This is a genomic window from Micromonospora maritima, assembly GCF_902825405.1.
In the GTDB taxonomy this organism is placed as follows: domain Bacteria; phylum Actinomycetota; class Actinomycetes; order Mycobacteriales; family Micromonosporaceae; genus Micromonospora; species Micromonospora maritima.
Genome location: NZ_CADEAU010000163.1, coordinates 1 through 10559, shown reverse-complemented (window position 1 = coordinate 10559; position 10559 = coordinate 1). Strand labels below are relative to the sequence as shown.

At 73.3% G+C, this 10559-nt stretch carries 12 protein-coding genes and 2 pseudogenes; 11 read left to right on the top strand and 3 right to left on the bottom strand.

All coding sequences use genetic code 11. The features are described 5' to 3' along the window. Positions 1–91: 91 nt before the first annotated feature. Both HUW36_RS16340 and HUW36_RS16335 read right to left on the bottom strand, forming a co-directional pair. Positions 92–310 (bottom strand): annotated as a pseudogene (locus HUW36_RS16340) (ROK family protein); the annotation flags it as partial. Positions 311–416: 106 nt separating this feature from the next. Continuing rightward, complete coding sequence (locus tag HUW36_RS16335) at positions 417–1346, bottom strand: SIS domain-containing protein (protein WP_174528959.1); 930 nt, start codon at positions 1344–1346, stop codon at positions 417–419. Between the two features lie 199 nt (positions 1347–1545). Here HUW36_RS16335 and HUW36_RS16330 point away from each other — a divergent pair, with 199 nt between their 5' ends. From HUW36_RS16330 to HUW36_RS16315, 4 genes are all read left to right on the top strand, one after another. Further along, positions 1546–2331 (top strand): DeoR/GlpR family DNA-binding transcription regulator, encoded by a 786-nt coding sequence (locus tag HUW36_RS16330; RefSeq protein ID WP_091569025.1) that lies wholly within the window; start codon positions 1546–1548, stop codon positions 2329–2331. Between the two features lie 202 nt (positions 2332–2533). After that, on the top strand, positions 2534–3475 hold the full coding sequence (locus tag HUW36_RS16325) for an ATP-binding cassette domain-containing protein (RefSeq protein ID WP_281357528.1): 942 nt from the start codon (positions 2534–2536) through the stop codon (positions 3473–3475). Next, positions 3472–4485, top strand: coding sequence for an ABC transporter permease subunit (locus HUW36_RS16320; protein WP_174528958.1), 1014 nt, complete (start codon positions 3472–3474; stop codon positions 4483–4485). Before HUW36_RS16325 ends, HUW36_RS16320 begins: the two co-directional genes overlap by 4 nt. A 137-nt stretch (positions 4486–4622) precedes the next feature. Next, the gene (locus HUW36_RS16315; RefSeq protein ID WP_174528957.1) at positions 4623–5018 is read left to right on the top strand and encodes a DUF3263 domain-containing protein; all 396 of its coding nucleotides are present in this window, start codon (positions 4623–4625) and stop codon (positions 5016–5018) included. Positions 5019–5024: 6 nt separating this feature from the next. On the opposite strand, the gene HUW36_RS16310 is transcribed toward HUW36_RS16315, so the two are convergent. After that, on the bottom strand, positions 5025–5237 hold the full coding sequence (locus HUW36_RS16310; protein WP_091569036.1) for a hypothetical protein: 213 nt from the start codon (positions 5235–5237) through the stop codon (positions 5025–5027). 157 nt (positions 5238–5394) lie between these two features. Here HUW36_RS16310 and HUW36_RS16305 point away from each other — a divergent pair, with 157 nt between their 5' ends. The 7 genes and pseudogenes from HUW36_RS16305 to HUW36_RS16275 form a co-directional block, all read left to right on the top strand. Further along, positions 5395–6297: a hypothetical protein gene (locus tag HUW36_RS16305; protein ID WP_217428824.1), complete on the top strand. Its 903-nt coding sequence runs from the start codon at positions 5395–5397 to the stop codon at positions 6295–6297. A 151-nt stretch (positions 6298–6448) separates the two neighbouring features. Next, on the top strand, positions 6449–6958 hold the full coding sequence (locus HUW36_RS16300; RefSeq protein WP_174528955.1) for a GNAT family N-acetyltransferase: 510 nt from the start codon (positions 6449–6451) through the stop codon (positions 6956–6958). Positions 6959–7215: 257 nt separating this feature from the next. Beyond that, positions 7216–7665: a hypothetical protein gene (locus tag HUW36_RS16295; RefSeq protein ID WP_246248189.1), complete on the top strand. Its 450-nt coding sequence runs from the start codon at positions 7216–7218 to the stop codon at positions 7663–7665. 2 nt (positions 7666–7667) lie between these two features. After that, positions 7668–8828, top strand: coding sequence for an SRPBCC family protein (locus tag HUW36_RS16290; protein WP_174528954.1), 1161 nt, complete (start codon positions 7668–7670; stop codon positions 8826–8828). Continuing rightward, the gene (gvpJ, locus tag HUW36_RS35160) at positions 8825–9238 is read left to right on the top strand and encodes a gas vesicle protein GvpJ (protein ID WP_174528953.1); all 414 of its coding nucleotides are present in this window, start codon (positions 8825–8827) and stop codon (positions 9236–9238) included. The genes HUW36_RS16290 and gvpJ overlap by 4 nt, the downstream gene beginning before the upstream one ends. Before the next feature lie 2 nt (positions 9239–9240). Then, positions 9241–9996 (top strand): GvpL/GvpF family gas vesicle protein, encoded by a 756-nt coding sequence (locus tag HUW36_RS16280; RefSeq protein WP_174528952.1) that lies wholly within the window; start codon positions 9241–9243, stop codon positions 9994–9996. A 32-nt stretch (positions 9997–10028) separates the two neighbouring features. Then, positions 10029–10559 (top strand): annotated as a pseudogene (locus tag HUW36_RS16275) (alpha-hydroxy-acid oxidizing protein); the annotation flags it as partial.

The window sequence follows — 10559 nt, the reverse complement described above, 5'->3', positions numbered from 1 at the left end:
TCGAACGAGAACCCACTGCTGTTCGACGGTGGCGGCAACAAGAAGGCCGCGTACACCTCGGTCCTCAACGCCCTCAACGCCGCCGGCCCGGCGCCGACCAGACCGCCACACCGCGGGCCTCGTCGACCACCCCGGGTACGGCGATGCCGCAGGCCACCGGCGTGAGGCCGGCGGCGCGCGCCTTGCCCGCCAACCCGTCGGCCACGTCCAGGACGGTGTCGACCACCGCGTCCGGGCCGCGCCGGGCGTCGGTGGCGTGCCGTTCGCTGTGCACGGTCGTGCCGTCCGGCCGGACGAGGGCGCACTTCATCCCGGTGCCGCCCACGTCCAGCGCGACGACGACCTCGTCGCCGGACCTCACGCCGTCTGCCAGCCGGGCATGCTCTCACGGCCCTCGCTGCGCTCGGTGCGTTCGCTCATGCCAGGACCACGGACCTGGTGAGATGCCTCGGCGCGTCGGGGTCCAGACCGCGGCTGGTGGCCAGCGCGACGGCGAAACGCTGGGCCAGGATCAGGTCGGCCATCGGGTCGACCGGGTTGCGGCCGGCCGCCCAGCTGGTCAGCACCGTGCGGCAGCCGTGCGTGCGGCTGTGCACGAACGCGGCGCCGGTCGCCGCCACGTCCTCCGGCAGCCCGTCCGGGATGTCGCCGAACGCCCAGACCAGCCGGCCCGGGGCGGCGACCGAGATGGGGCCGTGCCGGTAGTCCATCGCCGGGTACGCCTCGGCCCAGAACGTGGCCGCCTCGCGGCACTTCAGCGCGGCCTCCTGGGCCAGCCCGACCGTCCACCCGCGACCGAGGAAGGTGACCTGCTCGATGCGGGCCGGGTCGATCGGCAGCGGCGCCCGGACGGCCACCTCGGCGTCGGCGGCGAGCCGGCCGAGGTCCTCGCCGAGGTGCGCGCGGAGCAGCGCGAGCGCGGTGGTGGCGAAGCGGGTCTGCACGACCGAGCGCTCGTCGGCGAAGGGCAGTGCGACCGTGGCGTCGGCCAGGGCGACGGCGGGGGAGTCCGGGTCGCCGACCAGGACCGTGGTGGGGATCCGCCCGCGCAGCGCGGCGAGCAGGTCGAGCACCTCGGTGGTGGTGCCGGAGCGGGTGATCGCGATCAGCCGGTCGTAATGGCGGCCGACGGGGAACTCGCTGGCCTGGAAGGCGTCGGTCTCGCCCTGGCCGGCGCCCTCGCGCAGCCCGGCGTACGCCGCCGCCATGAACCACGACGTGCCGCAACCGACCACCGCGACCCGCTCGCCGGGTCGCGGCAGCTGCCCGGCGACGGTCGGGGCGAGCCGGGCCGCCTCCCGCCAGCAGTCGGGCTGGCTCGCGATCTCCGCGTGCACGAACGCCATGACAACTCCTCGCCAGGGGAGACCTTGCGCAATACGGCGCGATACAGCCGTCTTTCGCGCGTCATTCTGCGCGAACCCGGGTGGCTGTGGCAACCGTCTCGCGGTTCGCGCAGCACAGGGTTTTGCGCAGACCTAGTTTCGCGCACTACTGTGCACGCAATCAATCACCGTTCGTGCACAGTCAGGGGAGGCCCCCGCGGTGGACCGCTACGCGCGCTGGAACGCGCTGCTCGAGATGCTGACCGACAGCGGCCGGGTCAGCGTCGAGGAGGCGGCCGAGCGGCTCGACGTCTCCCAGGCCACCATCCGGCGGGACTTCGACCAGCTCGCCCAGCAGCAGATGATCACGCGGACCCGCGGCGGCGCGGTCGCCAACGGCGTCTCCTACGACCTGCCGCTGCGCTACAAGACCGCCAAGCACTCGGCGGAGAAGCAGCGGATCGGCGCCGCCGCCGCCGCGCTGGTGTCCCCGGGCACCGTGGTCGGGCTCAACGGAGGCACCACAAGCACCGAGGTGGCCCGCGCCCTGGCGGTGCGTCCGGACCTCAACACCAGCGCCGAGGGCGCCCAGCTCACCGTGGTCACCAACGCGCTGAACATCGCCAACGAGCTGCTGGTGCGCTCGCGGATGAAGGTGGTGGTGGCCGGCGGCGTGGTGCGACCCAAGTCGTTCGAGCTGGTCGGCCCGCTGGGCGGGGCGCTGCTGCGCGAGGTCACCCTGGACGTCGCCCTGCTCGGCGTGGACGCGATCGACCCGCAGCTCGGCGCCGCCGCGCACCACGAGGGTGAGGCGGCGATGAACAGCCTCATGGTGGCCCGGGCCAAGCGGGTCGTGGTCATCGCCGACTCGTCCAAGCTGGGCGGGCACGCGTTCGCCCGGATCTGTCCGGTGGACCGGATCGAGACGCTGGTGACCGACTCCGGCGCGTCCCCGACGGTGGTGCAGGCGTTCCGCGACGCCGGCGTGCACGTCGTCTGCGCCTGAGGGTGCAAGGAAGGGCCCCCTCCTAACGCCTCCGGTAGAGGAGGGGCCCCCTTTTAACACGCCGACACGTGCATACCCGGTATTGCCTTCGCGTGCATACCGCGTATGGTGTCGCTGTCACCTACATCGGGGGAGGTCAGCTGTGTCGGCTGTCCTGGAGATCGAGGGTCTCCGTAAGACGTACCGGAGCCGGAAACGCGGGGTGCGCCACGCGCTCGACGGCTTCGACATGCGGGTCGAGGCCGGCCAGGTGCACGGCTTCCTCGGCCCGAACGGCTCGGGCAAGACCACCACGCTGCGTACGCTGCTCGGGCTGATCCGCCCCAACGGCGGCCGGATGGCCATCCTCGGCCAGGAACTGCCGCACGCGCTGCCTACGGTCGCCGGCCGGGTCGGCGCCATCGTGGAGAGCCCGCAGTTCTTCCCGCACTTCTCCGCGCGGGACACCCTGGGCCTGCTCGCCCAGGCCGGCGAGCTGCCCCGGCAGCGGGTCGACGAGGTGCTGGAGCTGGTCGGGCTGCGCGACCGGGCCGGCGAGCGGGTGAAGACCTACTCGCTCGGCATGAAGCAGCGGCTCGCCGTCGCGTCGGCGCTGCTCAAGAACCCGAAGCTGCTGATCCTCGACGAGCCGGCCAACGGCCTCGACCCGGGCGGCATCCGGGAGATGCGCGGGCTGATGCGCGGGCTGGCCGAGTCCGGGATGACCGTGGTGCTCTCCAGCCACATCCTGGGCGAGATCCAGCTCATCTGCGACTCGGTCACCATCATCTCGCTCGGCCGGCGGGTCGCGTTCGGGCCGGTCGAGGAGGTGCTCGCGGCGCACTCGCAGGGCACCGTGCGGGTGCGGCTGGAGGCGGTCAGCGACCTGCCCCAGGCCGCCGAGACGCTGACCCGGTCCGGGATCCGCGTCGCGACGAGCGAGGCCGACCACCTGATGCTGTCCGGCGTGGACAAGCCGGCCGAGGTCAGCCGGCTCCTCGCCGAGCAGGGCCTCTACGTCAGCGAGCTCACCCCGGTCGCGGTCGACCTGGAGAGCGTCTTCCTCGAACTGACCGCGACCGCGCCGGTCCCCGGCCAGCACCGTCAGGTCGATCAGTCCGCCAAGGTCGACCAGACCGGCACCGCAGGAGGTTGGGGCGCATGAGCCTGTTCGTCACCGAGCTGCGCCGGCTCGGCAAGCGCCGGCTCACCCGGCTGATGCTCGTCCTGCTGCTGGTCGGGCTCGCCACCGTCGCCACCGCGTTCAGCTTCTCCAGCCACAAGCTCTCGCCCGACGTGGTCGCCGCCGCCCAGGCGGAGTCCGACGCCCAGTACAAGCGGTCGGTGGAGGACTGGAAGCGCACCGTCACCGACTGCGAGGCCGCCCAGGCCCGCGGCGAGCAGACCGAGGAGCGGTTCGGTCCGAACTGCGGCAAGGACTACCAGCCGCAGCCCGAGATGTTCGACCCGAAGTGGAACCTGCCCTACCAGTTCGACTTCCGGGCCGAGTTCCCCACGTTCATCGCCGTCTTCGCCGGGGCCGTGGCGCTCTTCGCCTTCATCGTCGGCGCCTCCTTCGTGGGTGCCGAGTGGAACACCGGCGGCATGATGAACCTGCTGCTCTGGCGACCGAGACGGCTCGCCGTGCTGGGTACCAAGCTGGCCGCCCTGCTCACCACCGTGCTCGGCGTGACCGTGGTGCTCGGCGCGCTCTGGACGGCGGCGTTCTGGCTGATCGGCACGTCCCGCGGCACCACCGCGAAGACGACCGCCGGCGTCTGGCGCTCGATCGGGCTGGACGGGCTGCGGGCGGTGGCGCTGGTGCTGGTGGTCGGGGCGGTGGCCTTCGCGCTCGCCTCGCTGGGCCGGCACACCGCGATGGCCCTGGGCGCAGCGGTGGCGGTCTTCGCGATCAGCGAGATCGGCATCCGGATCGCGGTCGGGGTGCTCTCGGTGCCGTTCGGCGAGCGCTACGTGCTCTCCACGTACGCCCAGTCGTGGTTCATGAAGCAGGCGGAGCTGTTCGACTACGACACCTGCCAGTTCGCCAAGGGCGCCTGCGAACCGGCCAAGTACGTGGTGACCTGGGAGCAGTCGGCGCTGGTGTTCGGGGTCGGCGCCGTGGCTGCCCTGGTCGGGGCGTTCTGGACGATGCGCCGGCGGGACATCTCCTGACCGCCGTCCGCGCCGCCGGCCGACGCCGGCGGCGCGGACCGCGCGTGCGATGCGGCCGGGGACGGCCCTGGTTACGCTGGGGTCCCCGGCCGGCGCGTGCCCCGCGCCGGTCTCGTTCGCCGTCGGAGAGGAGCGCCGTGTCCGCCGACGCCACCCCACGGGCCGCCGACCGGGCCGAGCCGTCCACCCCGGAGGCGCAGCCCACCGTGCCCCCGCCCCGCTCCGCCCCGCCGGTCGAGTCCGCGGTGTCCGCCGGGTCGGCGTCCGTCGAGGCGGCCGAGCCGGTCGCGCAGGAGCCGGTCGACGGGCTCACCGAGCGGGAGCGGCGGATCCTCGCCTTCGAGTCCCGCTGGTGGAAGCACGCCGGCGCCAAGGAGCAGGCCATCCGGGACACCTTCGGTCTCTCCGCGACCCGCTACTACCAGTTGCTCAACGGGTTGCTGGACCATCCGGCCGCGCTCGCCGCCGAGCCGGTGCTGATCGGCCGGCTGCGACGGCTCCGCTCGTCGCGGGCGCGCAACCGGCGGCGCTGACCGGCTTCACTTCTCGTACGTGCGCAGCCCGTTGCCGATGGCGAAGAAGGTCGGCGCCCACTCGCCGATGAAGATGCCCCAGCGGTCCGCCCGCGCCACCCCGGCACGCTCCAGGCTCTTGGAGAGGAACCAGCTCGTGAACGAGAGCCCGATGCTGACGAACCCGGCGACGTAGGCGTGCTCCGCCCGGATTCCCGACTCGTGCAACCGCTCCAACATCGCGACCCCCTGGCGCTCGTGCGGACCCGATCGAAGATGACGCTACCGGCTGTGCTGACGCGATGACGGAAGGTTGCCGAGATGTGTCGGTGGGGCGAGGTCGCATGGCCCCGCGCCCTCCGGGTAGGCGGCGGGCGACGACGGAGGGAGCGACTCGATGGGTGCACCGGACCGCCGGTACGCGACCGGCAGCAGCCCGACCCGGCCGGTGGGGCAGGCGCCGATGATGCGGGTCCGCTCCGCCTCCGACCCGGCGCCCGGCCGGCCCGAGAACGAGGACCTGGTCTTCCGGTTCGGTCCACTGGTCGGCGTCCTCGACGGGGCGACCGTGCCGGAGGGCTTCGACACCGGCTGCGTCCACGGCCCGGCCTGGTACGTCCGCCACCTGGCCGCCCGGATCGGCCTGGCGGTCGCCGCCCGTCCCGGTGCGACGCTGATGAGCGGTCTGGCGGCGGCGATCCTGGCGGTGCGGGCCGACCACGGCGGGGTGTGCGACCTCGACCACCCGGGGACCCCGTCGTCGACCGTGTGCCTGCTGCGCGAGGGCGGCGACCGGGCCGACTACCTGGTGCTCTGCGACAGCCCGCTGGTGCTCCAGACCGACCGGGAGATCGAGGTGGTCACCGACGGACGGCTGGAGACCGCGCTCGCCGACCTGCGCCGGACCGCCGCCGCGCTGCCCGGTGACGACGTCGAACCGGCGGTGCGGTTCCGGCGTGCGGTGAGCGTGCAGCGGACGCGGATGAACCGCACCCACGGCTACTGGGCGGCGGCCGCCGATCCCGACGCCGCGTACCACGCGGTGACCGGGACGGTCCCGCTGCGCGGACCGGGGGCGCTGCGCCGGGCGGCGTTGCTCAGCGACGGGGCGTCCTGCGCGGTCGAGCAGTTCGGCCTCTTCGACTGGGCCGGTCTGTTGGAGGTGGCGACCGTGGAGGGGCCGGAGGGGCTGATCGACCGGGTCCGGGTGGCCGAGCGGGACCATCCGGACCGGCTGCGGCGGCGCAAGCGCAGCGACGACGCCTCGGTCGCGCTCTGCGAGTTCGCGCCCGCGCCGTGAGCACCCTCACGGTCGGAACGAACCGGTCGGATGACAACGCAGCGTGAGGCGGAACACCCCGGGGGTACGAAGGGTCGGCCCGCTCGGCCGTACCGGCAGTAGGTCCCCAAAGGGGTGGACGCGCGGCGGAGCGGCCGGCAGACTGCGGCTCGTGACGGGTGCGGTACGGCTGGAGCCGGTGGACGAGCGCAACCTGGAGCCGTTGCTCTCCGTAGCGGCGGCCGAGGCCGAGCCGGAGGACGTGATGCCCCCGGTGGACGCCCCGGCCGGCTGGTCGTTGGCCCGTCGGGACGCCTTCCGCGAGTTCCACCGGGCCAGCTTCGGCGGTCTGGCCGGCCCGACCCGCACCGCCATGTACGCCGTCGTCTCCGGCGGCGAGGTCGTGGGGATGGTCCGGATGGCCCGCTGCGACGAGCCCGGGGTGGTCGAGACCGGCATGTGGCTGGGCCGTTCGGCCCGGGGGCGGGGCCTGGGCGCCGCCGCGTTGCGCGAGCTGCTGCACGCCGCCGCGGCGGCCGGAATGCACACGGTCGTCGCGGACACCACACCGGACAATGTCGGCGCTCTCTCCGTTCTTCGCCGATGCGGCGCGGAATTGCGTGAAGAGAATGGGAAGATCCGCGCCAGAATGTGTCTGGACTCGGCCATTCCCATTCGCTGACCACACGATTGCCGCAAGGCAACCATCTCGCGTCTTCCCTGCTAGTCTGGGGTCAGATGCGAGCTTTTTCCCTCCCTGCGACGCATTTCGTCTTCCCCGCGGGAAATGTTTCACGCATTTCCTGACGGGTACTGCCCGCCGGGTCCGCTGATGCGGGACACCGGGTCGCAGGTCTCTTTTCGCTGATCCCCGGCAGATGTCTTCCGGGCCTGCTCCAGCATGAGGTGTCCCTTCCGCCGGGGAGCGAAGGAGAACTGATGAAGAGCGGAGCTCGGATCGCCCTGGCGGTCGGTTTCGGATATGTCCTCGGCCGTCGCCGGAAGCTGCGGACGGCACTCACCCTGGCCGCCGCCGTCGCGGCCGGCCGGGCCAGCCAGAACCCCGGCGGCCTGAAGCAGATGGCCACCGGCCTGCTCGGGTCGAGCCCCCAACTGGGCAACCTCGGCAAGCTCGGCGCGCCGCTGGTCACCGCCGGCCGGGCCGCGGCGACCGCCGCAGCCGGCAGCGGTATCGACGCGGTCAGCGGCAGGCTGCGCAGCGGCGCCGACGCGTTGCGCCGCCGCTCCGGCGAGCAGTCGACGGACGAGCGCTCGGCACCCGACGAGGAGCAGGAGCTCGACGACCAGCCCCTGGCCGACGACCAGGACCGCGACGACGAGGACCGGGCCGGGCGGCCGGCGCCGGTCCGGCGCGGACGGGGGCGGTGACGATGGCACCCACCAGCCTCACCGACCGCGCACGTGAACAGATCGGCGACGAGCTGCGCAACCTCGCCTCCGCGATCGGGGAACGGGCCGTGCAGGTGGTCACCGAACGGGTCACCGGCGCCACCGGTCGGCTCAGCGAGTACGCGAAGCAGGGCGGCGGACCGGGCCTGGTCGCCGCGGCCACCGGCGCGCAGAAGCTCGCCGACGGCAACTCCCCGCTGAAGGCCATGTTCCATGCCGGCCTGGCCGGCGGTAAGGAGAAGCTGATGTCGGCGTTCGGCGGCGGCAAGGGTGGCAAGGGCGGCGGCAAGAAGCTCAAGGTCACCAACATCGTCGAGACCATCGAGGTCGGCGTGCCGGTCCGGGTCGCGTACAACCAGTGGACGACGTTCGGCGACTTCCCGAGCTTCATGAAGAAGGTGGAGCAGGCCGACTGCGACTCCGACGAGAAGATGACCTGGAAGGCGCAGGTCCTCTGGTCGCACCGGAGCTGGGAGTCGACGATCGTGCGGCAGATCCCGGACCGGCTGATTCACTGGCGCTCGAAGGGCGAGAAGGGCTCCGTCGACGGGACGGTGAGCTTCCACGAGGTCGGCCCCGAGCTGACCCGGATCCTGGTGGTGCTGGAGTACCACCCGCAGGGCCTCTTCGAGCACACCGGCAACCTCTGGCGGGCCCAGGGCCGCCGGGTGCGGCTGGAACTGAAGCACTTCGTCCGGCACGTGATGACCGTGACGGTGCTCGACCCCGACTCCGTCGAGGGCTGGCGGGGCGAGATCGAGGACTCCCAGGTGGTCAAGGACCACGAGACCGCGCTCCGCGAGGAGCAGGAGGGCCGCGCCGAGGAGCCGGAGACGGAGCCCGAGGAAGAGCCCGAGGAGGAGCGCCGGCCCGCCGCGCGCGACCGCCGTCGGCCCGCGCCGCGCCGTCGCCCGACCCCCGCCGAGGAGGAGTACGCGGACTACGACGACGGCGAGGACTTCGAGGACGACGAGTACGACGAGGAGCCCGAGGAGGAGCAGCCGCCGCGTCGGCGACAGCCCGAGCGGGCCCGCCGCCCGCAGCGCGCGGAGCGGGAACCCCGCGAGGAGCGGGCCCGTCGTGCCCCCGAGGCGCCCCGCCGTCCGGTGGTCCGCCGTCGGCGTGAGGAGCGTGGGGAGTGAGCGTCGCCGCCACGACCGGGAGCCCCGGTAGCGCGTTGGAGCGCACCGGCGGCGGTGGGAGCGGCCTCTCCGACGTCGTGGAGACCGTGCTGGACAAGGGCGTGGTGATCGACGCGCAGGTGTCGGTCGCCGTCGTCGGGATCCAACTGCTGGAGATCAACGCCCGGGTGGTGGTCGCCAGCATCGAGACCTACCTGCGGTTCGCCGACACGGTCGACCGGATGGACATCGTGCCGAAGGACCAGAAGACGCTGCCCGACCTGGTGGACGGCGTCGCCGGGGCGGCCGCCAAGGGCAGGGCGGTGTCCGGGCTCGGCAAGGCCGCGCAGGAGATCAGCGGCGCGGTGGCGGACTCGATCCGCGGCGGCGACGACGGGGAACGGCGCCGGCGCCGGTCCCGGGAGCGCTGACCATGGGACAGGAGACGGGATTGTTCATCTACGGCATCGTGCCGTCCGACGTGGAGCCGACCCCCGACGCGGAGGGGGTCGGCACCCCGCCGGGCGAGGTCCTCGCGATCCGGCACGGCGAACTCGCCGCGCTGGTCAGCGAGGCCGGGCTGGAGGAGCCGCTGGGCCGACCGGCCGACCTCACCGCGTACGAGCGGCTGCTGGACGGCACCGCGGAGGTGGCGCCGGTCCTGCCGGTGCGCTTCGGCACGGTGGTGACCGGCGAGGACGCGGTGCACGACCTGCTGGCGGCGCACCACGACCGGTTCGCCGACGCCCTGGCGGAGTTCGAGGACCGGGTCCAGTACACGGTGCACGGGCGCTTCGACGAGCGGGAGTTCATCGGCGAACTTCTCGCCGGCGACCCGGACGCCGCCGCGCTCGCCGACCAGGTGCGCGGGCGGCCGGAGGTGGAGAGCCGGGAGCAGCGGATCCGCCTCGGCGAGATGATCAGCCAGGCGGTGGAGCTGCGCCGGGAGGCGGAGAACCGGGCCGCGGTCGACGCCGTCGACGGGCTCGTCGTCGCCGACTCGCCCCGGCAACCCAGCCACGAGTTGGACGCCGTGAACGTCGCGTTCCTGGTCCGCGTCGACGACGAGGAGGAGTTCGTCCGGGCCGTCGAGGAGTTCGCCGAGCAGCGTCGGGACCTGATCCGGATGCGGCTGATCGGCCCGCTCGCCCCGTACGACTTCGTCAGCGCGCACCAACTGGTGGAGTGAGCATGGACATCCTGTGGGCACTGCTGACGCTGCCGTACGCCCCGGTGCGCGGGCTCACCGCGATGGTCAAGGTGGTCGCCCGGGAGGCGGAGTCGCAGCAGTACGACCCGGTCACCATCCGCCGCGAGCTGGAGGAGCTGGACCGGGCGGCGGCGGCCGGCTGCGCCGCGCTGATGGTGACCGTGGACGTGCCGGTGCTCGGCCGGCGGCTGCGCGACGCGCGCAACGGTTTCGCGCTGCCGCCGCACGTCGGCGCCGCGAACCTGCCCGGCGACCGGGACGACCTGGCCCACCGGGGCACGCCCGGGGTGTCGGCGGTGAAGGCGCACACCGGCGCGGTCTTCGCGCCCGCGCTGAGCTGGGCCGACCTGGCCTGGCTGCGGGCGCGTACCCCGGTGCCGTTGCTGGTCAAGGGCATCCTGGACGCGCGCGACGCGGTCCGCGCGGCGGACGCCGGGGTGGACGCGGTGGTGGTCTCCAACCACGGCGGCCGGCAGCTCGACGCCGCCCCGGCCAGCGCCGCCGTGCTGCCGGAGGTGGTCGACGCGGTGGGGGAGCGGTGC

Coding starts and splice junctions, on each gene's coding strand:
- HUW36_RS16295 (WP_246248189.1), top strand. CDS start 7,216: ATGAAGAGCGGAGCTCGGATCGCCCTGGCGGTCGGTTTCGGATATGTC.
- HUW36_RS16280 (WP_174528952.1), top strand. CDS start 9,241: ATGGGACAGGAGACGGGATTGTTCATCTACGGCATCGTGCCGTCCGAC.
- HUW36_RS16335 (WP_174528959.1), bottom strand. CDS start 1,346: ATGGCGTTCGTGCACGCGGAGATCGCGAGCCAGCCCGACTGCTGGCGG.
- HUW36_RS16320 (WP_174528958.1), top strand. CDS start 3,472: ATGAGCCTGTTCGTCACCGAGCTGCGCCGGCTCGGCAAGCGCCGGCTC.
- HUW36_RS16290 (WP_174528954.1), top strand. CDS start 7,668: ATGGCACCCACCAGCCTCACCGACCGCGCACGTGAACAGATCGGCGAC.
- HUW36_RS16310 (WP_091569036.1), bottom strand. CDS start 5,237: ATGTTGGAGCGGTTGCACGAGTCGGGAATCCGGGCGGAGCACGCCTAC.
- HUW36_RS16305 (WP_217428824.1), top strand. CDS start 5,395: ATGGGTGCACCGGACCGCCGGTACGCGACCGGCAGCAGCCCGACCCGG.